The organism is Paenibacillus sp. EKM212P, from assembly GCF_011066115.1.
Lineage (GTDB): Bacteria > Bacillota > Bacilli > Paenibacillales > Paenibacillaceae > Paenibacillus > Paenibacillus polymyxa_B.
On sequence record NZ_JAAMNR010000003.1, the window covers coordinates 338,498 to 364,957 of the forward strand.

The window sequence follows — 26,460 nt, forward strand, 5'->3', positions numbered from 1 at the left end:
TTGGTGGTTTTAGTTATTGAGTCTTTATCTTTTCTCCAGTCATTTTGATGTTACCATCCATTTCTACCAAACTCGTTTTACATTTTAAACCGATGGCATCCTTCGCGGTGACCTGTATTGTGTTACCCGCATTGAAGACCAGGTTCCCGTCGGCTTTTACACGGATATCCTTTTTGCTTCGCAGTTCAATGCCATGGTCATCCAGTAGTCGAATCACCACTTCATCGTCGTTCCCCGTAATTAAAATTTCATTTTTCTCAAATATAATGGCTTTGCGGTACTTGGTCATAAAGATCTTCGTCGACGGGTCCTTAATAAAGTCACCGCCTTTGGATCTCTTGCGAATTGAGTGGGTTACAATAGCGTCTTTTTCTGTAGAAGTCGGAAAGTAGATGTCTACAAAGTCAAACAGCTCTGGCATGCAGTACCATCCCGTATTCCCTTCCGATGTATAAAATGTAGCCGTTGGAAAAGCGTAGGTTTCCTTGACGTTAGGCTTGACCTTGTCCATTTCATAAAAGAAAACCTTCACATGATCCTGTTCAATTCCAATAACCTTGGACTTCAATGATATGCCGCGAATGCTCTCATTTACAATCAAATCCTGTTTCATTCCATCCGATGTAGTCAGCACATATTCATGCCACAAGACACTGTGCCGTATAAACGCAACAGACTGCAGGACGTATAAGGTTTTCCCTTTGAATTTGGCCTCTGCGCCAATATGCAGCAGAACATCTTTGGCCCCTGTCGTTTGTATTTTGTAATACAAAAGATTGTCGTCCTTGCTGGCCCCTGGCTTGGTTTTTCTGGTCATCGAATAGTTATACTGTTTGAGCTCACCTTGATTGACACCATCCGGCAATCCAAATAAAACTGCGGTTTGTCTCCAATCGGATCAGGTATCAGTCCCCAACCAAGCCGAGACGCTATACGTTTCAGAAACAACCAGTCCGTCTCATCAAATTGCATCGTAAATTCCTGTAAAAGTTGATCCTTCAACCGGCTCGTACAATTGGCTTTGGGATAGGATTTGAGCACGTGTTCAAGCAATGCTTGCAGCTTCATCTTTACATTTTGAAAAGATTGTCTATGAGGTATTTCATCCATCTGGCTTGTATAGGAGAGGGCCTCGACGACCAAATAGGCTACATTGGACACCAACTTGATTCTGAACTGCGTGACTAATCCCCTAAATAATACACTCTGCTTTTGATCATCATTCACATAAGAAACGACTAACTTCGCCCCTGCTTCCATATGATCTGTGTACTCTTCCATTTGGGCACCCGTTAACACACCTGTCAAAAAGACTTTCACATGCTCATTCATTTTCTGTACAACTTTAACTTTCGGATTTTTAAGAGATAAAACCGTTCCGTTATACTTGATGATTGGATATCCCATGTCTCTGCCCCTTTTTGTCGGTTAGTTTACGTTTATCCGTTGTTTGCTTACGTATTGAATGACATCTTTAATGGTTTGATTATGTCCCTGATCGTTGAGAGCCTGATCCAATTCAGGGAGCGTGATAAAGGTTTTATTTTTCTTCTGAAAATATATGTCCGCTATAGGAAATTCATCAATTCTACCAGGTCCATGAATCCCGTTATCGACATCAGCAATGATGATAACATCCTTCAATCCATCCTTATTCACATCCTTAAAGGCCACTGCTTCTACACCTCCGTAACGTGCAACCCACTCACGGTTCCCGTAGAAATCGGGGAATGGATACAGAATATGTCCTTGGTTATCCAATAGGAAGAAAAAGAATTTACGAAGACCTTCCGGATACCCATATGTGGATACAAATCGTACTTTCCCAAAGCCTTCGAGAGTAGTTTGAAAAGACTGTGACTCTTCAACTTCATACTGGTCGGTATCCAATCTCTCTTCATTTACAACGGTAGCTGGCTGATCAACGACAGAACTTAGCTCAGTCCATAGTTCTTTATTTTGCTTAATATTATCTGGAATCTGTGCAAGACGAATTTCATATTCCGCATGGTCCCCTACTGCATGAGCCACAGGGATACTAATACCTAATGAATCACTTGTGAGGTAACTAAACGATTCCATTTCTGCTTCCGCAGGCGAACCTTTGGTTACATCCGCGTTTGCTAACAATTGAATCAAATCATCTTTTGTGAAATCACTGATTAATCCTTGTTGCTCCGGCTGAACAGCTGTAATCTTCCCGCTTTTTATAAGCTCAATAAAAGATTTCTCGACCTTTACCAGATCCCTCAATTTTATTCTTGAAGCCTGCTTCATATCCAGGTTCGTCGTATAAAACATATGACTAGGATAGGCTGCATCCTTCACATAACGAACACCCGTATATTGAACGCTCAAGAATCGTTCACTTTGTCGTTTGATCTCATAGTCAATTTCGACATGGACTCCAGAATTGGAATCCGCATAGTCGTGTAATCCTTCTAAAGCTTCGGTCTTAAGAATTTGGTTTAAAGATTTTTGCTTTGCAGTATCCTTGAGTTTTGTAATTTGAGGATATTTAATCACGATCCCATGTTCTGAATATTTCTCTTGAATGAGTTCATAGCTTTGCTGTTCAATATGAGTATTTGAGGTGATGCTATGTTCAGGATCAATATGGACTTCTCCACTTTTAGAGAACTCAATGATAATGTTCTGTTCAGAATCATCACTGTTTATTAAGAAACCATCGCCGTGGTCTAATACTTCGATACTCATGCTATCATGTTGTCGATTTTCTAAAATAAGCTCATCCACATCCTTGTTTAATTCCCACGAATCCGGGAGCTTCATCTTACCTACATCTATGCTTTTCTGCGTCCATTTTTCCCCGGAGAGTTCCCACAACGCAACAAATACGGGATCTGGATGATATATTGAAACATATCCCCCTAACAACAGCTGTATTCCCTTGTCTGAATCCCGAACCACGAAGTCTGTAGTCAATTCTGGCCCGCCATCCTCAATCATCTGAGCATGTACAAGTTGCTTAGTACTCCACCACTGAATAAATGTGTATTTATCTCCGATCGTACCTGTCACCGTTTTAGGTGCTCTATAATTCACAACCCTAACGTTTAGCTGCCCGCTTTTTAACGGAAACGATTTTGTTAAGATAGTGAGATTATTATCGAACTTTTCTACTAATTCTCCATCCTTCATCTCTACACTCTTAGGCTCGTTTAACAACAAATTAAGTTCCTGTGTGAACTCCTCAAGCTTATCTTGTCTGGTATCATCATCCTTATTTTCATCGTTGACTATATGAAGTTTTTTCACTAGCGTGTTCAGCTTTTTCGAATAGGAAATCGTTTTATCGTCATTTTGGAGAGAAAGTGCATGATTTGTTTCATTTGTTGGAGAATTCTGTTCCTTCATGCATCCATTCAGCACTACACAGGAAATGAGTATTAACAGGACGCAACCAGCTCGCCCGTACTTCAAGTAATTCATGCTGGATATCACACTTTCTGCAATTTATCGTTTATCTCTATACTCATAATCTTCCACTTGCCTGATTGCTTTTCTAACGTAAATAGAAGTCCTTGGTTTGATTCCTCTTCTTCTGAGCTACTCTTTACCAAAAACACCCGCTGATTAGCCTCATTAGCAATCTCTTTTACATTCAAGTCTAATCCTGTATAGTCCATAGCGGAAAAATCTATGATATCTTCAAAATGATTTTTCGGGCTTGCTGACAACGCAGTGAATTCCGCCATTTCAGGCAAGTGTATCAAGAAGCGCTTCATAAGATAATGATCTTCCAAATAATTTTGGATAATATCTTTAGGAACCGTAGGACATACAAATTTTTCATTTCCATTCTCGTATAGTACTTTTGTTTTTTCAGGTCCGCTGCTGTCGAATTTTTGATATGTTATTATCGTATGTTGTTGAGTATCCTGAAAACGGTAATAACTCACATCCTCAAAAACACCATCTTTATTAATATCCTCCAGCTTCCTGATTCCTTGCCCTGTTGCTTCTGGATAATTGTAATCAGGTTGCTAATTCGGTTATGGTCTAAAGTAAATATAGAGAATCCTTCGGCCTCATCCACTTCGCTAGTGGAATATACTACGATAAACTTTTGTTCTGTTTGATCCAGCTTCATGATCTTCATGTCTGTATTAAGATGTGCAACTATAAGTGGGTCCTCTAATTTACCAATGATGTGATAGCCAGCATCCTCCCGGACTACAAATACGTTGTCAATCACCCCTTTTTCTAACCCAAAAGCCAGCACATATTCCAGCCTTCCATCATGATCCAAATCTTCTTTTAATATTTTTTGAAGTTTCTCATCTGTGGGTTGGATCTTCTTTATGAACTGATTTAATGTGTTAGAATCTGTAGCGTGAGCGCTATTTCTTTTATTTATTGGAGTAACAATATTGTTATTTCGATCTTGATTAGCAGACTCTGGTTCCAACACAGATGTTTGCTCTATCACTTGAGTGCTAGGTTTGATGGGCTCAACTGCCTGTTGCTTCTCGTTCGTCTGTTTTCCCAAACATCCATTTAATAGCAGGCCAATTAACACGATTAAAAATAGTATTCTATTTTGTTTTATAAAATTCATTTCAAGAAAAGCTCCCTTTTCATATTGCCTATTGCACGTTTATCCGTTGTTTGCTTACGTATTGAATGACATCCTTGATGGTTTGATTATGCCCCTTATCATTGATGGCCTGATCAAGTCCAGGGAGTGTGGTAAAGGTCTTATTTTTCTTTTGGAAGTAGATACCTGCAATGGGGAAAGGCTCAATTATACTTGGCCCTGCCCCTGCGTCGACGTAAGCGATAATAATGACGTCTTTTAGTCCATCTTTATTCACATCCTTAAAAGCTACAGCTGCTAATCCATCCCCTCCCGACCAATTATTCCCATAAAATTTAGGAAACGAGTATAAAATGTAATTTTGCTCATCTAATAAAAAGAAATAATTCCCTGGTGTCTCCTCAATCATGGCATCAGTTGAAACAAAATTGGCACGCCCCCACCCTTCAAAGCTGGTTTCAAACGACTGGCCCTCATCGATGTTATACTTTTCTGTATCCAATTTTTTTAGATTATGATTGATTTTATTATTCACTAATAAACTCTGAGTTGTTGTTTTTGTATAATGGCTGAAGTTCTTAATATCAGATAAGTTTTTATTTGTAGGAATACCGAGAAGAATGAAGGTCAAGAAAAAAACAAATACTACTCTATTCATTACAGCACCTCAAATTCAAATTTAACCTCTAAGTACATATCTATTAAATGCATTCAGCTATTTCTATACAAAATAATATTTTTCCTTAGTTTTTTTGTATATTGTTCCACGTTGCCTTTGCCATTGTATGCTGAGACGAAAGCATTAAAATCCTCTTTTTGTAGCGCCTTTATTAAATTTTTATGTTTTATAAAAGAAACAAAACCCCTAATTTGTTCCTCGTGCCCTGTACTAAATTTTTGAAACATCTCTTTAGCCGATTTATATCCTAACGCTTTGTGATTAAAGCCCATAATTTGCGTTAAGCCCATACTAATAGCACTATACGCCTTTTCTTCATTTTGAGTAATGGCCAAGTCCAGAGCACCATATTCGCTACTTTGATCTTTTGTGTGAACTTCCTTCCACGGTAATCCAGCACTTTCTCTATATTTGTGCCCTTTGGATCTCGGTCTACCAAATGAAAATAGTGATGTTGATTGTTTCACAAAATGGTGCACTTCAAATCTTATTTTCAGTTTACCGTTTTCAAAACCAGAACCTCCTGACTCAACAAGAACTACTGCTCCAAGTATGTTGGGATCTACATTTAACTCTGCTCCTATTTTCTTAATAACATCCCCATACTTTTTTTTGAATTCAGCAACTGTTGAAAAGCTACTTTTATCACCTTTTACTGTTTCAATTTCGTTCGTTTTTTGTGTATTTAAAGATTTAACATCTTCTGTCTTCTTAGTATCGTCAGATGGTGATGGTACTTTAGTACTCGCATCAATTAGACCCAGCTTCTCCCGTAAAGCTCGTCCCGCTTTCTCAGCAGCTAACTTTTCCATGATATTTCCGCTCGCTTCAGCCGTCATCCAGCGGACGGTTTCTTTTTGCATCTGCTCCTGTGCCCACTTGGGCATCGTCGCCATTTCGCGGAGCTTGCTTCGAAGGCCTTCTGCCAGCTTTTGCGCTTTACGCATGCCGACTTCGTCACCATTGGCCTGAGCGATATACCAATCCTCTTTGTATTTGCGCAGCCAGGACTGGGCCCAGTCAGGATAATTTAATTTCTGTTTCTTCTGCTCTGCCACCAGGTCAAAAGCCTTTGCTTTCCTGTGCGCATTAGAGGTTGTTAAAGCTTTCAACATAGGTGTTGCACCAAACGTTGGTTCTTTCCACTTCATATGCCTTCTCCTTTGTTAGGAATGCTAGAAGAATCGTATCTCCGACATGCAGGTATCGTGATATTTGCTTCCTTGCTCTACTGCCACAATCGTTATTTTTACGAATGAAGTATGAATGGCACTATTGGGGAACGCATTACTCAAAAAATCATTATCTACCATTATGGTCTGCCCATTCGAGAACTCTAGTTTCATTCGTTTAACTCTATTATTTACTTGGAAAGCATTAGATGACTTAGCTAAACCATTAATAAGCTCAAACCCCTTCAGTTCTTGCATAGAGCCGAAATCAATTTCGATCCACTCCCCGATCCCGTTTCCTTTAACTCCTTCACACCAGGCTGTACTCGCATCTCCGTCCATGATGTTTCGGGCAGCATAGGAATTTCCTGCTTGGTCTGGAAGTGTAGAAGAAGCAATGATTTTCTGTGCCGTAATGTTCTTTCGATACTTCATTAAATCCGTTGTTGTCTGTACCCATTGTGTAGGGGACACGTTATAGCCTATCCTGTAGAATACATTAGAGTATTTTATAGACAAACCTGTTTGAATATCTTGTTGTTGCATTTCACCCTTTGAATTCACATAAGCAACCCTGTGGTTATCTAAAGTTAAAGCAGGAGATTCTGTGGCTTTCATCAGTTGCTTCTTCTCCCCTGTCTGTATATTGAACATATACAACTTATCATTATCATAAGAAGAGAGAAGCAATTGATTGTTATAAAGCCACTGCTCAATCTGTATTCCTTCTATCCCTAGTTTGATTTGTTGAATTTGCTTATTTTGGGACAAGTCATAGATCAATACATTACGTTTACGATCTACAAGGGCAAATTGGTTACCGTCAGGCGAAAACACTGGAAGATTAAGATAGTGACCATCATTTAATTGCCCTAATGCTTTAGTTTCCTGCCCCTGGTTCATATAATAAAAAAAGGCTGCATCATCTGTGTAAACACACTTGCGTAAGTCAGGAGACATAACAGCGTAGTCCCTATTCGGCACCTTAAATTCATATAATTTTTTTGTAGTAGATAAATCAAAAATTTTAATAATTAAATAATTTAAATCCTGCGACTCTCTACATAAAGCAATCCGCCTGCCATCATCCGAGAACCCCTCAAGATACAGTTCATTTTTAGGATACGCTTCACCTTCACTTGCATATAATTCATCTATAATGTCATCTAACTCAATATAGGTATTGCCTGTAGGATCATCCATATCAGCGAGATAATCCACAGGCATGTTTCCATTTTCCGCTTCAAAAAGCAACCAATTTACAGCCTTTTTTGCTGGAGGAAGTCTCTTGGACTGAGAGACTGAAGGATGAGTTTCCTTTCGCTCCTGTACTGCTTTTTGGCTCTCGCTCGATTGTATACACCCGCATAGCATGGAAAAGATCAAGACGAATAACGTAATTTTACTTATCCATACCGCAGTTTTATTTCGCTTTCTACTGTTCATCACAATAACTTCAGCTCACCTATACAAGTATTGGGGAAATCCGTGCCTTTTTTCGCTTCTAGAATAGTGATTTTAACGAAAGATGTTCGTATGGGTTCATCAAACTTGAAGCGGGTGTCATTGTTCTCAAGCATCAAAGATTGTCCATCCGAAAAATCTAGTTTCATTTTCTGGATTGTATTCATGTCTAAATACTTATTGTTAACCCACATAGTGCCGTCGACCATCTCTATACCTCTGACCTCTTGAGTTGAACCCAAATCCATAGTTACCGTTTCTCCTACTCCGCCTCCCTTCGTTCCTTCACACCAAGGGGTTAAATTATTATCGTCCGTTAAATTGTTCACACTAAAAGAATAGTTACTCCGATTAGGAAGTGTAGAAGAGGCCGTAACCTTTTTCACTTTGACCTTGTTGCTATATTTCATATAATTGATTTTTGTATCGATCCATTGTATTGGGACTACCCAGGTTCCTTCGCCATTTACAATGGACGAAACATCTTCTTTTTTTCCACTAGCTATATCAATCATGAACATTTTTACAACTTCATCATCTGCCAGGACCAATTTTTTTTGATCTGGGGATAAAATAAAATCGCCCTCATTTTTAGTTATAAACTGTACTTTTCCAGTGGGTATATCTAGTGAATAAATATCGTTTATGAAAGTATTATCTTTTTTATAAGTGGTATAAATAAGTTGGTTCCCCTGATCCCATTGCATAATACTCGAGACATCAGTGCCTGCAAGCAGAAGCTTCGTACCACTATCACCAGATAGATCAAGCATTACGATCCCTGTCTGATCATCCACAAAAGATAACTTGGTGTTATCCGGTGAAAACACTCCCTGAGCAATATTGCTAATATCCGCTTTCCCTTTGTTAGTCTTCAATTCTGTAGTTCTTTTACTTATTGCATCATATAAATACAAACGTCCATCCATTACATATAAATATTTACTTAAATCAGAAGAGACAACAGGATATTGAGCAGCTGGCGGCAATTTAAACTCTCGTTCTTTTTCTCCAGCATCCAGATTGTACACTTCAATAATGAGTGACTCCTCTGGTTGCTCCCCATAAACATCTCTTATAATCGCCATACGACTGCCGTCACTTGTTATTTTCCCGACATATACTTGTGAACCCCAATATTTTGTACCTTCCTCCTTAGTTTCCATGGTGTCAATTAGGTCGTCGATACGAATATTAGTTTTTCCAGTAGGATCATCTAAATTGGTTAAGAATTGAACTCGATCTTCTACGCCTTCTTGACCATTCAAAAGCCAACTTGCTTTTTTTTCAGTTCCTTTTGCAGCATTCTTACTTACCTTAACTTCATTGGTTGAAGGTATACTGGGGGACTGAGAAGATGTGAAAATATCCCCTCTTGTGGTTGCTGTACATGCAGATATCAATACTGAAAATACAATAATCAAAGCTGCTTTTATATAACGCATGATTTCTCCTTTCTTATAACACTCTTTATAAAGTTTCCTCATTAAGCGAGTTGTCTCATTTCCTTTATGCGATTCTGTACTTCCTTATTCCTACTTATTTTTAATGGATCCATCGTCTTGGATAATACGCTTAACTGCTATTACGTTTGTATATATACGACCGTAAGACCCCTTCCAATCTTTGCTTAATTTATCTATCGTTACATTATGAGAAGGCTTTTTATCTGAATCGATTTCACTAGGCTTAGTTGCGTTACCATGCTCGTGAATAAATTCCCCATTCCCGATATACATGCCTACATGATTCGGCTGTCTCCCCGTTCTTTTTTTCCAATCAAATAATATTAAGTCACCTAACTTCAAATTTTTATAATCTCCACTGGTTCGTAAACTTTTGTGGTCAACCTCTGTTCCTCGATTGATTTGGTCTCTTGTAGTCCCCCCTATACGCTCATTTAATATGGTAAAGTACACCGAGGAACTAAAATCAGAGCAGTCCATATATTCAGGAGGGTTGTTGGGATCAAGCTTCATCGTTCTGATTTTAGTATCCATACAGTAAGGAATCTTGCCTAAAAACTTCTTAGCGAATTCTACAATTGCTTTCCTTTTCTCATCAGCAGAACTGTTGGATGGTGTAGGCTCTGGTTCCTCCTTCGACGGCTTTTCAGGAGTAGTCGGCGGCTTCTTGCCCGGTTCCGTTTTCGTTGTTGTCGTCGTTGTTGAAACTGCTGGCGTTGCAGCCTTGCTAACCTTGGGCCATGGAAGAACGCCATTGGCTACTTGATGTAGGTACACTGCGAGCACATCACGACCATAGCCCTTATTCTCCAGACCGTATTTTTTCGCAAAGTCATGCAGTGCGGCGTTAAGCTCCTTATCCCAATCGCCTGTAGCTGGAAGCTTGTACGAGAAGCTGTCTGGATACTTCTTGGCAAGCTTGTTCAAATTCTCCCTGGCAAGTTGGCTGTTCACGCCATACTTACTCCGCAGAGCAGCTGCTTCCTTGGCTAGAGTCTTTTGATCAGCAACGGTCAGCTTATGGGCCGCATCTGCGTATTGTCCAGACAGCTCCTCCAGCCGACTCGCATCTAGATAGGATTGGGCTGAATGCCCACGAATCAGCTCGTTGATTAGCACGTTGTCACGCAGTTGGTTGGCGAGAAGATGCATCTGCTTTTGCTTGGCTTTATCGTTGGCTCCATGTGCTTCCCACCACTGGGACGTGTATTCGTGCATTTGCGCTCTGGCCCAGGCAGGCATACGATCTATTTCTGCCACCTGCTGACGCAATTGTTTGGCCTTGGATGCTGCTTCCTTGGCCCCCTTTTTGTCCCCTGCTGCCACGGCTTTGTAGTAGTCCGTTTTAAATTGAAGCAGCAAATTCTGCACCCATTGCGGATACCCTTTTCCCTTCAATTCTTGAATCAGGGATTTATAGGCTTTTAGCTCTGCATCAGGCACCTGACTTTTCATGAACTTACTAGCCTTAATATGAAGTGTTCCATCGGTTCGGATATAGCTGGTTTTGCACGTTAGAGATATTTCGCGAGTAGCGTTCATTTGTACTTTTTTGCCATGCAGCACCAAGTCTGTATCGGCGTGAAAGGTGAGATCGTGATGGCTATACACGTGAATACCAGAAGCTGGATTTAATCGTACAAGTATCTTTTCTTTTTGGGTGGAAAGGGCTAATTCCTTATCATCGAATCTTGCCACTTTTTGGGTTTTGGTATGAAATAGCTTTCTTGATGGCTGGCTGATTTCATCTCCTTTGTAGTCTCTCTTACGTAGGGATTGAACTACACGAGCTTCCTTGTCATTGTTGGATGGAAAATACAAATGGACATGATCCCCTAGCTCAGGCATGCAATGCCAACCGATCCCCTCCCCGGTATACATGGTGGGGTATGAAAACCAACACCCCTCAACTTTGGACTGCATAGAATCCACGGACAAGTGAAGTTTAACGGATTCGTTTTCACTATTTAAATCAATAACTTTCCCTTCAATAGAGGTACCTTTGATTAACGGGTTATGTATAACCTCCCTCGGAATGCCTGCTCCCGGAACGAGAACGTAGCCATATGTCATAATGCCTTGCTTCATCTCTGCATGAATCTGATCAATAACCCAATGCTTTCGTTGAAACATGACGACATCTCCAAGTTCAAAACGCTTCGTATCCTCCACTTCAGCATATGTATACTGGGGACCTGACTTTGTTTTTTGGAGGGAAAAGTTAATGCTACGCAATTCACCTTTCACCTGTTCTTTTGAGGTACCTAACCATAGTCTCGGGAACACGGATGTAATCTCGGCAATGAGTCCAGTTTGCAGATGAGAGGCCATTCTTTTTAGAAACTCCCAATCACTCTCCTCATACTGAATAGTAAAGCCGCCCAGCTTTTGATCGCTGTCCGCCAGGTCAATAAAATCCCCATGTGGATAGGCATCTATAAGTTCGCGGAACAGTTGATAATACGTCAAGTTGCTGTTTTGAAACGAACGGTTTTTCCGTTGTTGATCCATCAGATATGTAAAAGAGGCAGCCTCTATGTACATGTGATATACGCCATTTTTGAATGCAATTCTAATATTGGTGACGATTCCTTTAAAAATGCTAACTGTCCCTCGGTCTTCATCCATCTCATATACCTCTAGCACATCCTCATCGTAAGCTAATCCATCATACTTTGCATGATCCTCATCCGGTATGAGAGCAGTAATGTACACCTTGCCGTGCTCATTTATCTTCTGTGTCAATTCAAAATCAAGCAGCCTGATAATTTCATACGGTGCATTCACTCTAATATTTCCATAAGTCAGCATAGTTCCTGCCAGTCCCATCTTACTCCCCCCGTTTGCTTTTCATATGATGCAAATCCTACAATCTGTTAACTATTCCTGCCCGTCTGTGGTGAACGAGATTTTTCCACACCACATGCACAAGTTCGTGGAGCAGCTCATAAGAGCCGGAGATTGATCTACGTATACATCCTTTTTTCCATTCAACCAAGGCATAGAAACGCTCGGTTTGCAGGGCTGCGGAATGATTTTCCCGGAATTTCCTTTGTTAGCAGAAGAAACTGCAGGATTATGCATACTACGGCACTTTCCGAAAGAAGGGATATGCGTCTGCGGGTGAAAATCCTGAATATTCCCTTGCAGTTTGTCGCCAATACTAATCCCCCTGTTAGCTGAAACACTAAATCTTCCCGTATGACTTCCATAGCTACAATGTATCTGTGCCCCATCCACTACATAGCTCTCACTCATTTTTGGACTCTCCTTTGTATAGATGGCCCCTCTGTATCGACCTTTTGTAATTTCAAGCCTGCCAGATTGAACTTCAAAATACATTCAGCCACATCAAGATCTACAATGATATGATGATTGGCATCCTGAACCCTGAATATTTTATGATTCTCTACTTTATATTCATCTAGAATGATTTTCTTCAGTGTACCGTCCCTATGATATTCACTACGTGGTGATAAACACATCAGGCTAGGCGGATTTGCCAGCCAATACCTTGTTTGCTGCATTCGCTGCATATCGGCAAAAACAACCAACTTCCAGCTTAATCCAGATTGATATATATCAAAGATTTCCTTTAGTTGTTCCGAAATGATGGATACCGGATGCTCTATAAAATCAATATAGTCCGCATCACCTGATACATAAAATTGTAAAATAGATTCTTCATCGGCACATGATGAGCCTTCTGCCCATTCCAACAACTGCCTGCGATTTGTCTCTACTGGATACATATACTCCGTAATACGATTATCCTGTTGAATCATGTAGTACTCCATAAGCTGTTGAATACACCACCTCACTGATTCCTTTATACTCCCCTATTCTTACTTCCAAATCGTCCTCACATTTCAAGGCCTTGAATTCAGGTAAATGTACAGCCTGCTGAATAGCATCTTTCGCTAATTTCAGAATATATTGATGGAATTCCCCTGTAGCCTGGAGTACAAATCGCTCCACATCAGGCTGAAAAATCTTATTCATATAGAGTTTTCGAAGCTGATTCAATTCATCCTCCAATTCTGCTAAAAAGCTGAATGCCGAGCCTGCATCATAGATTCCATAACAAGGTTGAGGATCAAAGAACCAATTTTTATCATAGGCTTCGACGACATAGTTATAGTTACGATCCATCAGATACGTGCGCCTCATAGAATAGGTAATGTATCCGATCCTCGTCTTGGCCACTTCTGCAGAATGGGCTTGCAGGCAGATCGATTGAAAGGATTGAATAAAAGAAGAGATGAGCTCTTCTTTTATTTGTTCATACAAAGACGCTGCTTGATGTAATTTCTGGTTCAACGCATCTTCTGCATAGGTCTTAAGGAAGTGTTGTAGGGCTTCCTGTCTATTCATAATCCCACCTCTGAACCTATTATATAGAATATTTACATGATATTACTGGTTCTATCCTCCTATTTTATTACACAATTTTCATATCATGAGATTACATATGAATTTATGAAAATAGAATGGAAATAATCATATATTTTCGTGAATGTGTAATAATACAAACAAAAACCTTCCCAGAAAGGCTAGCATTAGACCTAAAAAATGAAGGTTTGCGCAAGCGAATAGGTAAATGGAAGTAGAAAGATCGGTTTATAATGAAATAATCATGTATAATTAATGATACGCTCCAAAAACACATTCAGAGGATCGGGAATGGGATACACAAACTGCTAAAGTTTTTGGATAACCACCACTTTGCATCAGGATTGGAGATACATGACTACTTCACCTACAGGTTTTTATAATAGTATTCAAGAGGCTACCGCGCATGTCATTGATGTGTTGAGTGATATTTTGCATGTAAATACCATTTTCATTGCCGCTAATGATGGGATTACGAATGTAATCGTTGATTCATTTAACCGGGAAGAGATACTCGTTAAGAAAGGGGATGTGCTCCCTTTTGAGCTTAGCTATTGCAGTCTGGTGTTGGACCATCCTGCAGATCACCTCACGATTTCAGAAACGACTATTCACCCGCACACATGCGATTTAGATGTGACTAAAACCATGGGAAACCACTCATTTACAGGAATCCCTATTCGCATGAAAAATGGTCAGGCTTACGGAACCATTTGTATCTTGGATGCGCCATCTGTACATTTGACAGAATCCGAATTGAAGGCCCTACAGGCTATGGCTGTATTTCTGGGTTATGTGGTGGAACTGGAGAAAGAAAAGATAGATGCTGAGATCTCTGCCCTGAGCAAGCTGGATTTGATCTCTTCCCTGAGTAATAAAATTCGGTTTTCGCTAACCGAAATATGGGGAGCCACCGACCTCATGCTGACGACGGAGTTAACCGAGGAACAACAGCAATATATGAGCATCATGGAGTCGAGCAGTCGCTCGCTTATGACGTTGTTGAGTAATATTTTGGATTACAGCAATATAGAGTCCAGGCAGATCGATGATATTGAAGATCCGTTTGATCTGAGAACGATGATGGAAAATGTATTGAGTCTGTATACAGAGGTAGCTGCGCGACGGAATCTAGAGTTGAAGCTCGACTGGAATCTCACCAGCTCGCCTATTTTTATCGGGGATGAGGCTAAAATTCGCCGTATGCTGATTAATTTGGTAGATAATGCAGTGAAGTTTACAAGCACAGGAGCCGTCACTTTATCTGCAACCACCCGATCTGTGACCGATGCACCTGAGGTTGAACTGGAATTAAAGGTGAAGGATACTGGAATCGGTATATCTCCGAATAAATTGAAATTGTGGCTTGAACATGACCGTGGGTACTCCCCCTCATATGGAAATCCAGGATTGGGTTGGCAGATTACCAAACATCTATTAAAACGAATGAAGGGTAAGATGACAGGGAGCAGTGAACCTGGTAGCGGGACGGAGATAACGCTCCAGTTCACTCTTAAAATATACCAGGAGTCTGCCTGAAACAGAGATTAGCTTGTGATATATAGAGCACATCATGTAATAGAAGCCCGTGACGCATAACGTCACGGGCTTTATGTTATGAGTACGTGTCACTAGGCAGTATTATCACCCTATGCCGCACGCTTATGCATAGCCGGTCTTAGTAACGTTTGGGAGCAGCTAGCTTGGCCAAATCGGCCATATACGTAAAAAAGGCTTCCGGGTCTGTATCATACACCAGATTCACAGGACGTCCCTCTGCCTGTTCCACCGTTCTGCCCTGACTTGGTCCTTCTGCGATAACGCTGCAATGCACCGTCTTTTTCTTGACAATGTCCGGGCGTCCTACGGATGCAGTGGTCAGTACATCCCACAAGTAGTAGGTTGAGTTCGTTTCGCTATAGACGAGCGGCGGACATCCCGCGTAGCAGTTGCCCAGGAAATCCACGCCCTCATATCGGCGCTCGGCAGCCCAACGATTGCGTACTGCTGGAGTTAATGGCACTTTGCTTGTGCTTTCCAGCGCTACCAGATCAATCGTGATGCCGCTTTGCCACACCCGATATGCCGCTTCTGGGTCCCAGAACACATTCCACTCTGCTGTGCCGTCATGCTCCGGCTCCTCCACATTCCCCTTTTCAAAGGTGCCGCCCATCCATACCAGCTTTTCAATCTTTGCTTCAATATCCGGTGCTTCATCCAGCGCTCGCGCCAGATCGGTTAGCGGTCCAGTGAATAGCAACAGCGTCTTACCTTCAGCTCCGCGTACCTTTTCGATCAGATGCTGATGAGCTGGCAGGGATGAAAGCGGTGCTTCCATACGCCCCGATTCATTTAGTACGGGTAATGCATCCACATAGAAGGAATGTAAACGCCAAGCGGCAGGAAACGGATTTTTACCCCGTGAATTAGACTTTGCGACTTCCACAGGCCCTTTATTTTGTCCAAAACGATCAATAATTTTACGGCTGGCATTCGTCGCAGGCTCCAGGTAACCATCTGCTGGAATCACCGATACTCCGGTCAAATGAACCTGCTCCATCTGAAGCAGCATAAAAAGGGATACTAGATCATCCACTCCACCATCATGATTAAAATAAACGTTTGTCTGACTCATCTGTCTCTTCCTTCCTTTATCCCCGTAAACAGGCTTGTTCTTATCGGCAACCACCCTTCATTATGCCTGATCGCTTCACAGGAGTAAATGTGCGATAGTGCGTGAATCAGGGATTTTTTGCTTACTCCATGCTTAAGAAAGGTAGAAATGTGTGTAATAACAGGGTAGAATCATGGGTCCTAATCGGAAGTGTATGAAGGAGAGATGCATATGACAGCCCAAACAATAGAAGAGTTGGAGCAGATCCGTAAAGAGTGTAAATCCATGGTGACAAAAAGAGCTGCGGCTTCGGGTGGAGCTGTATTAGTTCCAGTTCCAGGGGCTGACGTTCTTGCTGATGTTGGCATTTTGATGCAGCTACTGCCAGCCATTAATGGAAAATTCGGATTATCTGAGAAGCAGTTGGAAGGTCTGGACGCAGAAACAAAATCCATGGTGTACGGTTTTATCACTTCGATTGGCAGCAAGCTGATTGGGCGCCTCATTACCCGTGAAGCCATCGTGCAGATTTTGCAAAAAATGGGCATTCGGATCGCTACCAAGCAGGTTAGCAAGTTTGTTCCCCTTCTGGGGCAAGGGCTAGCCGCGGCAATTGGCTTTACTGCTATGCGAACCATTGGCAATCGGCATGTCGATCAATGTTATGAAGTAGCCAAACGCTTGCTGGAACAGCGAACTGCCGCAGATATCGCGCGCAACTGGACGGTTCCACAGCAGCCTCTAGAGCCTGTGGGAGTTGATCATTTCCCAAACCAGAACCCGGAAGCAGCAATTCCACTACTGCCGGCATCCCCTAAAGATTAAGTTCTTCACATTCGAGTCAACCATTCAATTCACCCGCACGGGGTACTCCAGATCAAAACCAGCTCCGGTATCCCGTGCTTTTTAGCCTTCCACCTTGGCTCCATAGGAGCGGGCCACCGCTACTGCCTGCTCGATATCCAACTTGGCTCCGGTGATGTCCAGATCTTTAAAATTCACACCATCCATCTTCGCACCGCGCAGGTCTGTTCCTTGAAGATGGGCTTTGTGCAGTCTTACCCGGCTAAGATCAGCCTCTCGCAAATCTGCTTTTTCCAAATTGCATTCGGATAAGTCGGCTTCCTTGAATCGTATTTTTCGCAAATCTTGTTTTCTTAAATCTGCATGACGCAAATTCGTATAAGACCAGTCTCCACCCGTAATTGTGATACCATCCATATTGGCCCCCGCAAAATCTGAACCTACCAGCTTGCAGTTATCAAACCGGACTACAAACAGATTGGCGCTGGTGAACAAACAATTGGTAAAAGCCGACTCCTTGTAGTGAGATGCATTCAGAATGGCTCCGGTAAAATCACAGTCCACAAAAGTACAGCCTTCCACGAGAGACTCATTCATCTCCACACCCCGAAAGCGACATCGGGTAAACTCGCAATTTCTCCACTCGCCTTCTCTGGCATCCATTGAGCCAAAATTACGGGCTTCATAGACCTCATCTGTATAAAAGAACATGTTCTCTCTCCTATTCTTTATCCCCTATATTAGGAACTCAGCATTTCGGCAAGGACCGCTCAAAACCGCCTTTCATTTTCCCCAGTAAACCCTTCATCATCTTATGATCCTGCGGCGTAAACTCAGACATACACGACCGAATCAGCTTCGTATAATAAGGGACTATCTTGCTTAGCAGCTCTCGTCCAGCCTCTTTTAATCCGACTGTCACCATTCTCCCGTCACTCTCATGAGCCACACGTTCAATCATGCCATCTCGCTCTAATCCGTCGATCAGCCCCGTCATGGTTCCACGCGTCACATCAGCTTTTTCCGCTAACTCTGATGGTGTCATGCGATGCGGCGAGTGGCAATGCAACAGGCTAAGAACAATAATTCGACCCTGAGAAGCCCCCAACTTGCTAAGATCCGTATCCATTTCTCTGAAAATACCATTAGCCAAGCGCGCAAATGTCACAAAAGTCTCTATATTATCCACTTCGGCATCTTCATGTCCAAAACTACGCAGCACCCCGCGTATGGAGTCATTATGAAAATTAAAGTTCATAGTCTATCCATTCCTTCCTTAATCCCGCTTGTTCCGTCAGACGGTAGCTTTTCCATTCGTCAGGCAGCAAAGAAGCATATGGTTCCTTGGCAAAACGATCATCTACTAGGACCAGCAATCCTTCGTCGTGCTCTGTGCGAATAAGTCTGCCACCTGCCTGAAGAACCTTGTTCATTCCCGGATATACATACGCATAGTTGAAACCATTCCGTCCCTGTTCCGAAAAATAATCCCGCAGCACATCCCGCTCTGCTCCAATTTGCGGCAAGCCGACGCCGACGACCACTACCCCATTTAAGCGATCCCCAGGTAAATCGACACCTTCAGCAAACACACCACCCAGTACGGCAAAGCCAAGCAAGGTGTGCTCTTGCCCAGACTGGAAGGCCTCTAGGAATCGATCCCGTTCTGGTTCGGTCATCCCCGGACTTTGTACCAACGTATTTGCGGATACGTTCCGAAGCATGAACTCCTCATATACCTCACGCAGATATGGATAGGACGGGAAAAACACAAGGATATTTCCCTTCCGTTCCACAACCAATGCAGCCAGCATATCCGCAATTGCCCCTTTGGAACGCTCACGATCTCGATAACGGATGGAGAGCGGCAGCAAACGTACATCCCATTGCTCCTGATGGAAGGGGGAAGGAACCTGTAACGTATAATCTTCCTCGTTTGCTCCGAGCATGTCCCGATAATAAGCAAGCGGTGTCAACGTGGCGGAAAAATAAATGGCTGAGCGGTAGCCCTTAATAGCTTGTCCCAACAAGTGAGAAGGATCGAGGCAGAACAGCTTGACCCTCACTTCACTGCGCCCTGCTTCCACATAAGTAACGTACCGTTCATCATATAAAGCAGCAATTCGCAGCATATTCTGAGCAGTAAAATACGTATCTAGAAGCAATGCATAAGCCGTACCCTCACCGCTTGCGTGGCTTGTACTGCCCCCCGTTACCAGTTCACGTTCAGCTGCTTCCACAAAAGGCACCAACAGCTCCAGCACCTCTTGTGGTGCTGCTGTCTCCACTGCTTTTCCTGTATCTGCATGTTGCTTGCGCAGCGTAATCATATGTGCGTTCACTGCACTCGCAGCCGCGGCAATCTCTGGAGTTAGCAACTTAAACTCTCGTTTCAGTTCCAAAAAAGAAGATTTCAAAATTTCCGCCGAAAACATGTCCCGGCCGCGTTCTACCAGATTATGCGCCTCATCCACCAGTACGACACCTTTTCGCTTGTGCTCCTCCAGCAATCTTTTCAAAGAAATCCGTGGATTGAAAACATAATTATAATCACTGATTATACCATCCGAGGCATACGCCACATCCAGCGAAAATTCAAAGGGACAAACCTTATGCTTGCGCGCATAACGCTCAATCACCGCCCGGGTCATTAACGTCTCATTCGCCAAAATATCGGATACCGCACCGTTGATCCGGTCGTAATAGCCCTCGCACATGCTGCATGATCCAGCGTCACAATCATTTTCATCCTTAAAGCAAATTTTATCCTTCGCAGTCAAAGTCACCACATGCATGTGCAGCCCTTGGGCCTGCATTCTGGCATAAGCTTCTTCGGCTGCTGCCCGAGTGGTGGTACGAGCCGTTACATAATATACTCGCCTAACCTGCCCCTCACCGATCGCCTTGATCGCAGGAAACAAGGTGGATACCGTTTTACCGATACCCGTAGGCGCTTTGGCAAACAGGTTAACCCCTTCGGCAATCGTCTTGTACACCGAACCCGCGAGCGTTCGCTGACCCGAACGATACGTGTCAAAGGGAAAGTTCAACATAGCAATGCTGGAATCCCGCTTTTCCGCATGTGCTCTCAGCAGGAATGCATACGGTGCATAACCAGCAATCATCTCCTGTGCAAAAGCTTCTAGCTCAGTAAAGGATAGTTCTCGTCTGAATCGGCGAATGTCTTCACTATGTGCCTGTACATAAGTAAGCTGGACCTGCATGGAATGATGTTGTTCCTCACGAGCAATCATATAGGCATACAGAAATGCTTGTGCCCAGTGTACGGGTTGACCGTCACCCTGAATATCTTCGAGGGGCAAAGAGATCGATTTAATTTCATCAACCGTCCATACGCCATCCAGCTCAATCAGTCCGTCACAGCGGCCTTCAATGATAAACAATTCGTCCTTATACGGAATTTCTGTACGTAAATGTACCTCTTTGCGGTCATGCTCCTTGTACCCTTTCTGGATAACCTGATGCACGCGAGTTCCTTCGAGCATACTGCTATTCGATCGAAAGCCGCTATGAATGCTGCCGCTCCGATGCACATATTCCACAAGTGGACGCACCGATATGTGAATTGGTTCCTTCATACGATCACCCGTTCCGGTCATAGTCCTTTCACTGTACCACGTAGATAAACGAAACGTAAGGGACATAAGAATCGTTTGTATTCAATTGGTATTCACTCATGCCTACTTTTTACCGAAATATAGAAACGGGGCCTTTTGCTTTATTCCCCACGATACTACAACTCTCATTACAGCATAAAGGATAGGGATATGTTAAAAGAATTAATTAACAATTTTGCGTTATTAACAAGCTTCTTATTCTTTGGAAATTTATTTTTCCGGAAATATGAACGTTACCTAAAAAAACATATATTCATTTATCGGGTAATGAACGGTTTAATGCTGGGTCTGTTTGGCATTCTGTTAATGATGACCGGTTTATGGGTCCGTGGGCACTTTGTGGTCGATCTGCGCCAATTGCCGATTATCATATCTGTTTATATGGGAGGATCGGTATCCGGTCTGCTGACCACCTTGATCATAAGCCTGTACCGTATTTACATCACAGGTGGTTGGACAGATGTTTCTCTGACTGCTACCGTCAATTGTTTCATGACACTGGGCATTTCACTTATCTTTATTCGAGAAAAAAGCCTAACACTCCGCAAGTGGATGTCGGCCGTACTTGGAGCTGCTGTAGTGTCGCTGTTATCTACTTTCTTTGTAGTTAACCCTCCTGATAATGAATCTATTATAATAATCACAACTGTTAAGTTGCTTGGCGGCCTGTTCACTTATTTTATGATGTCCTATATCAAAAAAACAGAACGGGCTGTTCATCTGCTGGAGGAAGCTGCAAATCGGGATCATTTAACCGGACTCTACAGTCCACGTGCTTTCGATGCGCTATTTGAAGAGGTCTTTCATACTTCCAAGACTACAAAACAACCCTTTGGACTCGTGATGCTGGATATTGACCACTTTAAAAATATTAATGATACGTATGGTCATTTGAACGGAGATACCGTCTTAAGCCAATTGGGAATGCTGTTAACCCGGGAATCTACAACGAGGGCGTACCCCTCCCGTAAAGGCGGAGAGGAATTTGCCATTCTGATTGGAAATTGTGATAGTCAGAAAGCAGCAAGCTTTGCCGAAAAAATTCGGAAAGCTGTGGAAAATGAACGTTTTCTTTTGAATGACGGAACCTCGATCTCGCTAACCGTATCCATCGGAGCAGGCAGTTCACCTGTCATTGCATCGAGGCACTTACTGGAAAAGTCAGATGAGGCATTATATGAAGCTAAGCGTTCAGGACGCAATCAGGTGAAACTGGCAAAACCATAGATATTAGTCGCTAAATGTCAGGAAAGCTGGATTATTGTTAATAAAAAGTGGTAAAATGGAAATAACATCGTTATCAAAAAAACTTCTGCCGCTAGTGGAGACATGCCTTACAATCGACATGGGGGGTGGGCTTTGTGAACCTCGAACAATTGGAAAAACTCATGGAAAAAGAACGCCGTGAACTGAATCGCATGGCTGACTTACACGGATTAAAAGATGAACGTGTATTGGACAAATCCTCCAGACTTGACCGTATTATGGACAAGTACCTTCACACCAAGCGTGCAATAAACCAAACACACTCATAGAAGCAAGCTACATCGCTGCCCCTCAGGGCAGCTTTTTTATGATGTAAGCAGTATTCGTCCTCCTTCGGTACACATCTGCATCGCACTCACCTTCTCGTTGACTGACTACTTCCCGCCATATTCCGTCCTCAACAATTGTTGTGTGAACGATATCCATTCTCTGGCGGCAAAGGACAGATAACGATCGTTCCGCCAGATCATCCCCAAATGCCAAGGAATGACGGGGTCCACCAATGGAAGAACACGCAAGCGCTCAGAATCCAGATCTCGGCAAATGGCCTCCGGCAACAGAGCTACCCCCAGATTTGCAGCAACCATTTCGCTAATCAGATCCCATTGTGAGCTCTCGTAGACTACACGCGGCTGAAAGCCAGCCCGTACACATTCCGCAATAATACGGTCATGCAGCGTAAAATCTTCACGGAACAGTACAAACGCCTCCTCCGCCAACGCAGATAGCGGTACCTCCTTGCACTCTGCCAATGCATGCGTAGGATGAACGAGCAAGTTCAGCTTTTCCTCCACAAACAGAAATGTCTCAAACATATCTCCAACCGCAGGCAGCACAATCACCCCGATATCCAATGCCCCGGCTTCTACGTCCCGTTCCACTTTCTTCGCCCCGTCCTCAAATAATTGAATGGTCACATCAGGATATGCCTTATGGAATTCTCCAATGACACGCGGAAAAAAGCTCGATCCGACCATAGGGGGCAGGCCAATACGGATATGTCCCTTTTTCAGGTTCATCAAATCACTCAGCTCCGAGGACAAGCTCTGAAAGGACTTTACAATCGCTTGTGCTTGAAGCTCAATTACCTTGCCCGCGTCCGTCAGTTCGATTCTTTTGCCAATTCGGTCGAACAAAGCGACCCCCAGCTCATCTTCCAGACTTTTAATCGTCTTACTGATCGTCGGCTGGGTAATAAACATGCTCTGGGCTGCCTTTGTAAAGCTACGCAACCGCGCGACTTCCAAAAAATATTGTAAATGTCGGATATCCAAACCTACACCTTCTCCCATAGACAAACGGAATAGATTACATTCTTTATATGCATTTTACTCATGAAAGCTTGTGATGTAAAATTTCATTACAGTTTGAAAATAACCGATCTCAAAGATAGGAGCCATTATATATGAAAAGCTTCATACGCGGTGTCCTCCAGATCGCCGTCCTGATGGCCTTTTCGCTCATCCTGAACGCGGTAGTCTCCTGGCTCCACCTGCCTGTACCCGGTAGTATCATTGGTATGCTGATCCTTTTTATTCTGCTGCAAACCGGCTTGGTCCGGCTAAGCTGGATTGAAGTTGGCGCAAACTGGTTGCTGGCCGAGCTGCTATTATTCTTTATCCCCTCCGCTGTCGGCGTTATGAATTATTGGCCGATGCTGGAACACGATGGTATGAGCATCATGCTGGTCGTGTTGCTCGGCACCTTTCTGGTGATGGCCTGCACAGGTATGGTCGCCAGTCTGCTTGGTAAACGAAAGGAGCATAAATCATCATGACCGGTCTTCTATGTATTGTATTGACACTCGCTATTTACTGGATGGCCAAACGCATGTACCGCACACTGCCCAAGGTGTATTTGTCTCCATTGCTCATTACACCTATTGTTATCATTTTGATTTTGACGCTGACGGGTGTGAACTACCGTTCTTATAATTCGGGCGCCCACTTGCTGTCCATGCTGCTACAGCCAGCTACGATTGCATTTGCGGTCCCTTTGTACCGATATTTCCCTGTGTTAAAAAAACATGCTACACAAATCGTGCTTAGCGTGCTGTCTGGGTCCGTTGTAGCCGTGTTGTCCTCCATGGCGCTTGCCAAGTGGATGCATCTGAATTCTTCGCTGCTGAGCAGCCTGATTCCTCGCTCCATTACGACACCCATTGCGATGAATGTATCGCAAACGATTGGCGGCAATCCGACGGTCACGGCTGTATTCGTTATTCTGACCGGATTGAGCGGTCTTATTATCGGTCCGATGATTGTAAAACTGTTCCGTATTGAAAATGAAGTCTCACGTGGGGTGCTGCTCGGTACCGGTGCTCATGGTACTGGCACTTCCAAAGCCTTCGAGTTCAGTTCGCTGACGGGGACGATATCCAGCATCTCGATGGTGCTCGCCGCTCTCTTTACCTTGGCAGCCGCCCCGTTCCTGTTCCACTTGATGCTGTAAGCAATATGTATACAAAGAAGCAGCGATTCTGTTATTGAAGAATCGCTGCTTCTTTGCTTTCAGTCCATGTCTTAAAGCAATGGACGGCTCAAGGATATACATCCCTTGCGGCCTCAAATAGCTTTAACGTCGCCGGGTTTCGCCTCTACCTCTACAGGCGTTACAGCTTCATACAGGTAAGCATCCAGCTCAGCCGTATATTGTCGTTCTTGTGCGGCGCTCCAGCCTGCATGTTCGGACATTAATGCAATGGCGGGCTGTTTCCAGCGCTTCACCTCGTCAATTTGGAAGAACAGCGCCCCGGTTCGGCGTATGAAAAAATCAGACGGTGTCACCGTCATTTCCTGTTCCATCGCATACAGGAGCGGGACACGCACTTCCACAGGGAGCGCCGCTTCCTTCTCGGTAGCCTCCTTCATGCTGCGTGCCGCTATGGCAAACAGCCGCTCTGTGTTGGAGCCATAGCGGGTAGCCCATGCTCTAGCCGTGTCCGGCGACAGGCCGAGCGCAACACCTGCTGCGGTTTGCTTACCTACGTACGCGTCCCAGCCCGCTGAGCCGCCTACACTGCCGCCCGAAATCGGGATATGTCTGGTGCGGCATGCCCGGAAGCTTTGCCCGTGCAAGCGTCCTAGCTCCCGTACCGAACGATCCACGACGAGTTCGGACATTTTCCGGTAGCCCGTCAGCTTGCCGCCTGCAATCGTGATCAGACCTGAACGGGATTCCCAAATTTCGTCCTTGCGTGAAATTTCCGAAGGACTTTTACCGTCTTCATAAATGAGCGGCCGTACCCCTGCCCAACTGGATTCTACATCCGTAACAGTCAGTTTCACATCTGGGAACATTCCGTTGATCGCTTGAAGCACATAGGCCCGATCTTCGGCGGTCATCCGAGGGTGCGCCGTATCCCCTTCATACACCGTGTCGGTCGTACCTGCATAGGTTTTTCCATCACGTGGGATGGCAAATACCATGCGTCCATCCGGTGTATCGAAGTACACTGCCTGTTTGAGTGGAAAGCGCTCAGCATCGAACACCAGGTGAATACCTTTCGTCAGGCGTAGCACCTTGCCCTCTTTGGAGCGATCCATTTCCCGCAACGTATCTACCCATGGTCCGGCCGCATTAATAACCAGTGAAGCTCGAATTTCGTATGGCTTTCCCGTTACCCGATCCGTTACGCTTGCACCGCTTATTCGTCCTTTGTCATACAGCAGCTTGTCAGCCTTGGCATAGTTCACCGCCAGCGCCCCTCGTGTAACAGCTTCCTTCATGACCTCAATCGTCAGGCGAGCATCATCTGTGCGGTACTCCACATAGCTGCCGCTCCCCTTCAGTCCATCACGCTTCAGCAAAGGCTCGCGCTCTAGCGTAGCCTGGATGTCCAGCATACGACGGCGCTCACTACGCTTAACACCAGCAAGGAAATCATATACTAGCAGCCCGACAGAGGTGGTGAATGCGTTAAACGTGCCGCCCTTGTGAAAAGGAAGCAGCATACGCTCCGGTATGGTCACATGTGGGCCATTTTCGAATACGATGGCCCGCTCCTTCCCGACCTCGGCTACCATCTTAACTTCAAACTGCTTCAAATAACGAAGACCACCATGCACTAGCTTAGTCGAGCGGCTGGACGTACCTGCTGCAAAATCCTGCATCTCCACCAGTGCTGTCTTCAAACCACGATCCGCCGCATCCAGCGCAATCCCCGCCCCTGTAATACCGCCGCCAATGATTAAAATATCAAAATGCTCATGTCCCATACGTTCCAAAACAGCGGTTCTCTCCTGCGCAGCAAATCCCTGTTCTCCCATCATGTATCCCTCCAGCTTTGTATATATTCACGATGCAATCTGCCAACCGAATCATCATAAGGTACAAAAAAAGACCACGAACATCGCTGCGGCGGATGCCGAGCGGTTCATGGTCTCTCCAAGTCTCCTGACGAGT

General features: G+C 43.8%; 25 protein-coding genes. 6 read left to right on the forward strand and 19 right to left on the reverse strand.

Annotated features, from left to right (window positions below; all coding sequences use genetic code 11):
• Positions 1–13: 13 nt before the first annotated feature.
• The 13 genes from G9G54_RS25615 to G9G54_RS10820 form a co-directional block, all read right to left on the reverse strand.
• A complete protein-coding gene (locus tag G9G54_RS25615) occupies positions 14–817 on the reverse strand; it encodes a hypothetical protein (protein WP_238807917.1) in 804 nt (267 codons plus the stop codon).
• Positions 814–1,407 (reverse strand): phage late control D family protein, encoded by a 594-nt coding sequence (locus tag G9G54_RS25620; RefSeq protein WP_238807924.1) that lies wholly within the window; start codon positions 1,405–1,407, stop codon positions 814–816. The genes G9G54_RS25615 and G9G54_RS25620 overlap by 4 nt, the downstream gene beginning before the upstream one ends.
• Positions 1,408–1,428: 21 nt before the next feature.
• Positions 1,429–3,453, reverse strand: coding sequence for a DUF4163 domain-containing protein (locus G9G54_RS10775; RefSeq protein WP_165177928.1), 2,025 nt, complete (start codon positions 3,451–3,453; stop codon positions 1,429–1,431).
• A gap of 8 nt (positions 3,454–3,461) precedes the next feature.
• Positions 3,462–3,923: a hypothetical protein gene (locus G9G54_RS25625; RefSeq protein WP_238807934.1), complete on the reverse strand. Its 462-nt coding sequence runs from the start codon at positions 3,921–3,923 to the stop codon at positions 3,462–3,464.
• Entirely contained in the window at positions 3,920–4,582 is a 663-nt protein-coding gene (locus G9G54_RS25630; RefSeq protein WP_238807936.1) for a hypothetical protein, read from the reverse strand. Before G9G54_RS25630 ends, G9G54_RS25625 begins: the two co-directional genes overlap by 4 nt.
• 28 nt (positions 4,583–4,610) lie before the next feature.
• Positions 4,611–5,219: a hypothetical protein gene (locus G9G54_RS10785; RefSeq protein ID WP_165177930.1), complete on the reverse strand. Its 609-nt coding sequence runs from the start codon at positions 5,217–5,219 to the stop codon at positions 4,611–4,613.
• Between the two features lie 53 nt (positions 5,220–5,272).
• Entirely contained in the window at positions 5,273–6,391 is a 1,119-nt protein-coding gene (locus tag G9G54_RS10790) for an N-acetylmuramidase domain-containing protein (protein ID WP_165177932.1), read from the reverse strand.
• A gap of 24 nt (positions 6,392–6,415) precedes the next feature.
• Positions 6,416–7,858, reverse strand: coding sequence for an NADase-type glycan-binding domain-containing protein (locus G9G54_RS10795; RefSeq protein ID WP_185156290.1), 1,443 nt, complete (start codon positions 7,856–7,858; stop codon positions 6,416–6,418).
• Positions 7,858–9,321: an NADase-type glycan-binding domain-containing protein gene (locus G9G54_RS10800; protein WP_165177934.1), complete on the reverse strand. Its 1,464-nt coding sequence runs from the start codon at positions 9,319–9,321 to the stop codon at positions 7,858–7,860. The genes G9G54_RS10795 and G9G54_RS10800 overlap by 1 nt, the downstream gene beginning before the upstream one ends.
• Before the next feature lie 90 nt (positions 9,322–9,411).
• Complete coding sequence (locus G9G54_RS10805) at positions 9,412–12,171, reverse strand: NlpC/P60 family protein (protein ID WP_165177936.1); 2,760 nt, start codon at positions 12,169–12,171, stop codon at positions 9,412–9,414.
• Between the two features lie 51 nt (positions 12,172–12,222).
• Positions 12,223–12,600, reverse strand: coding sequence for a DUF4280 domain-containing protein (locus G9G54_RS10810; RefSeq protein WP_061830527.1), 378 nt, complete (start codon positions 12,598–12,600; stop codon positions 12,223–12,225).
• Complete coding sequence (locus tag G9G54_RS10815) at positions 12,597–13,127, reverse strand: hypothetical protein (RefSeq protein WP_165177937.1); 531 nt, start codon at positions 13,125–13,127, stop codon at positions 12,597–12,599. The genes G9G54_RS10810 and G9G54_RS10815 overlap by 4 nt, the downstream gene beginning before the upstream one ends.
• A complete protein-coding gene (locus tag G9G54_RS10820) occupies positions 13,111–13,716 on the reverse strand; it encodes a hypothetical protein (RefSeq protein ID WP_165177939.1) in 606 nt (201 codons plus the stop codon). Before G9G54_RS10820 ends, G9G54_RS10815 begins: the two co-directional genes overlap by 17 nt.
• 372 nt (positions 13,717–14,088) lie before the next feature.
• On the opposite strand from G9G54_RS10820, the gene G9G54_RS10825 reads away from it, so the two are divergent.
• Positions 14,089–15,273 (forward strand): sensor histidine kinase, encoded by a 1,185-nt coding sequence (locus G9G54_RS10825; protein ID WP_165177940.1) that lies wholly within the window; start codon positions 14,089–14,091, stop codon positions 15,271–15,273.
• A gap of 139 nt (positions 15,274–15,412) precedes the next feature.
• Here G9G54_RS10825 and G9G54_RS10830 read toward each other — a convergent pair whose 3' ends face one another.
• Positions 15,413–16,369, reverse strand: a complete 957-nt coding sequence (locus tag G9G54_RS10830) for a nucleoside hydrolase (protein ID WP_165177942.1) — start codon at positions 16,367–16,369, stop codon at positions 15,413–15,415.
• Between the two features lie 210 nt (positions 16,370–16,579).
• Between G9G54_RS10830 and G9G54_RS10835 the strand changes: the two genes are divergently transcribed.
• On the forward strand, positions 16,580–17,173 hold the full coding sequence (locus G9G54_RS10835) for a hypothetical protein (RefSeq protein ID WP_165177943.1): 594 nt from the start codon (positions 16,580–16,582) through the stop codon (positions 17,171–17,173).
• A gap of 81 nt (positions 17,174–17,254) precedes the next feature.
• On the opposite strand, the gene G9G54_RS10840 is transcribed toward G9G54_RS10835, so the two are convergent.
• The 3 genes from G9G54_RS10840 to G9G54_RS10850 are packed head-to-tail and all read right to left on the reverse strand — an operon-like array spanning position 17,255 to position 20,772.
• Positions 17,255–17,863: a pentapeptide repeat-containing protein gene (locus tag G9G54_RS10840; RefSeq protein WP_165177945.1), complete on the reverse strand. Its 609-nt coding sequence runs from the start codon at positions 17,861–17,863 to the stop codon at positions 17,255–17,257.
• A 37-nt stretch (positions 17,864–17,900) separates the two neighbouring features.
• Entirely contained in the window at positions 17,901–18,410 is a 510-nt protein-coding gene (locus G9G54_RS10845) for a MarR family winged helix-turn-helix transcriptional regulator (protein WP_039271748.1), read from the reverse strand.
• Entirely contained in the window at positions 18,400–20,772 is a 2,373-nt protein-coding gene (locus G9G54_RS10850; protein WP_165177946.1) for a helicase C-terminal domain-containing protein, read from the reverse strand. Before G9G54_RS10850 ends, G9G54_RS10845 begins: the two co-directional genes overlap by 11 nt.
• A gap of 168 nt (positions 20,773–20,940) precedes the next feature.
• Here G9G54_RS10850 and G9G54_RS10855 point away from each other — a divergent pair, with 168 nt between their 5' ends.
• Together G9G54_RS10855 and G9G54_RS10860 are read left to right on the forward strand one after the other, a co-directional pair.
• Positions 20,941–22,017, forward strand: a complete 1,077-nt coding sequence (locus tag G9G54_RS10855) for a GGDEF domain-containing protein (protein ID WP_165177948.1) — start codon at positions 20,941–20,943, stop codon at positions 22,015–22,017.
• Positions 22,018–22,151: 134 nt separating this feature from the next.
• Positions 22,152–22,325: an aspartyl-phosphate phosphatase Spo0E family protein gene (locus G9G54_RS10860; protein WP_013312483.1), complete on the forward strand. Its 174-nt coding sequence runs from the start codon at positions 22,152–22,154 to the stop codon at positions 22,323–22,325.
• 105 nt (positions 22,326–22,430) lie between these two features.
• On the opposite strand, the gene cidR is transcribed toward G9G54_RS10860, so the two are convergent.
• Complete coding sequence (gene cidR / locus G9G54_RS10865) at positions 22,431–23,330, reverse strand: cidABC operon transcriptional activator CidR (RefSeq protein ID WP_245248344.1); 900 nt, start codon at positions 23,328–23,330, stop codon at positions 22,431–22,433.
• A 131-nt stretch (positions 23,331–23,461) separates the two neighbouring features.
• Here cidR and G9G54_RS10870 point away from each other — a divergent pair, with 131 nt between their 5' ends.
• On the forward strand, positions 23,462–23,833 hold the full coding sequence (locus G9G54_RS10870; RefSeq protein WP_013312485.1) for a CidA/LrgA family protein: 372 nt from the start codon (positions 23,462–23,464) through the stop codon (positions 23,831–23,833).
• The gene (locus tag G9G54_RS10875) at positions 23,830–24,507 is read left to right on the forward strand and encodes a CidB/LrgB family autolysis modulator (RefSeq protein WP_013312486.1); all 678 of its coding nucleotides are present in this window, start codon (positions 23,830–23,832) and stop codon (positions 24,505–24,507) included. Before G9G54_RS10870 ends, G9G54_RS10875 begins: the two co-directional genes overlap by 4 nt.
• A 113-nt stretch (positions 24,508–24,620) precedes the next feature.
• On the opposite strand, the gene G9G54_RS10880 is transcribed toward G9G54_RS10875, so the two are convergent.
• The gene (locus tag G9G54_RS10880) at positions 24,621–26,324 is read right to left on the reverse strand and encodes a glycerol-3-phosphate dehydrogenase/oxidase (RefSeq protein WP_165178336.1); all 1,704 of its coding nucleotides are present in this window, start codon (positions 26,322–26,324) and stop codon (positions 24,621–24,623) included.
• Positions 26,325–26,460: the final 136 nt, after the last annotated feature.

Bases quoted from the DNA above. Each gene is read 5' to 3' on its own strand.
- G9G54_RS25615 (WP_238807917.1), bottom strand. From the start codon at position 817: ATGACCAGAAAAACCAAGCCAGGGGCCAGCAAGGACGACAATCTTTTG.
- G9G54_RS25620 (WP_238807924.1), bottom strand. From the start codon at position 1,407: ATGGGATATCCAATCATCAAGTATAACGGAACGGTTTTATCTCTTAAA.
- G9G54_RS10775 (WP_165177928.1), bottom strand. From the start codon at position 3,453: ATGAATTACTTGAAGTACGGGCGAGCTGGTTGCGTCCTGTTAATACTC.
- G9G54_RS25630 (WP_238807936.1), bottom strand. From the start codon at position 4,582: ATGAATTTTATAAAACAAAATAGAATACTATTTTTAATCGTGTTAATT.
- G9G54_RS10785 (WP_165177930.1), bottom strand. From the start codon at position 5,219: ATGAATAGAGTAGTATTTGTTTTTTTCTTGACCTTCATTCTTCTCGGT.
- G9G54_RS10790 (WP_165177932.1), bottom strand. From the start codon at position 6,391: ATGAAGTGGAAAGAACCAACGTTTGGTGCAACACCTATGTTGAAAGCT.
- G9G54_RS10795 (WP_185156290.1), bottom strand. From the start codon at position 7,858: ATGAACAGTAGAAAGCGAAATAAAACTGCGGTATGGATAAGTAAAATT.
- G9G54_RS10800 (WP_165177934.1), bottom strand. From the start codon at position 9,321: ATGCGTTATATAAAAGCAGCTTTGATTATTGTATTTTCAGTATTGATA.
- G9G54_RS10805 (WP_165177936.1), bottom strand. From the start codon at position 12,171: ATGGGACTGGCAGGAACTATGCTGACTTATGGAAATATTAGAGTGAAT.
- G9G54_RS10810 (WP_061830527.1), bottom strand. From the start codon at position 12,600: ATGAGTGAGAGCTATGTAGTGGATGGGGCACAGATACATTGTAGCTAT.
- G9G54_RS10815 (WP_165177937.1), bottom strand. From the start codon at position 13,127: ATGATTCAACAGGATAATCGTATTACGGAGTATATGTATCCAGTAGAG.
- G9G54_RS10820 (WP_165177939.1), bottom strand. From the start codon at position 13,716: ATGAATAGACAGGAAGCCCTACAACACTTCCTTAAGACCTATGCAGAA.
- G9G54_RS10825 (WP_165177940.1), top strand. From the start codon at position 14,089: ATGACTACTTCACCTACAGGTTTTTATAATAGTATTCAAGAGGCTACC.
- G9G54_RS10830 (WP_165177942.1), bottom strand. From the start codon at position 16,369: ATGAGTCAGACAAACGTTTATTTTAATCATGATGGTGGAGTGGATGAT.
- G9G54_RS10835 (WP_165177943.1), top strand. From the start codon at position 16,580: ATGACAGCCCAAACAATAGAAGAGTTGGAGCAGATCCGTAAAGAGTGT.
- G9G54_RS10840 (WP_165177945.1), bottom strand. From the start codon at position 17,863: ATGTTCTTTTATACAGATGAGGTCTATGAAGCCCGTAATTTTGGCTCA.
- G9G54_RS10845 (WP_039271748.1), bottom strand. From the start codon at position 18,410: ATGAACTTTAATTTTCATAATGACTCCATACGCGGGGTGCTGCGTAGT.
- G9G54_RS10850 (WP_165177946.1), bottom strand. From the start codon at position 20,772: ATGACCGGAACGGGTGATCGTATGAAGGAACCAATTCACATATCGGTG.
- G9G54_RS10855 (WP_165177948.1), top strand. From the start codon at position 20,941: ATGTTAAAAGAATTAATTAACAATTTTGCGTTATTAACAAGCTTCTTA.
- G9G54_RS10870 (WP_013312485.1), top strand. From the start codon at position 23,462: ATGAAAAGCTTCATACGCGGTGTCCTCCAGATCGCCGTCCTGATGGCC.
- G9G54_RS10875 (WP_013312486.1), top strand. From the start codon at position 23,830: ATGACCGGTCTTCTATGTATTGTATTGACACTCGCTATTTACTGGATG.
- G9G54_RS10880 (WP_165178336.1), bottom strand. From the start codon at position 26,324: ATGGGAGAACAGGGATTTGCTGCGCAGGAGAGAACCGCTGTTTTGGAA.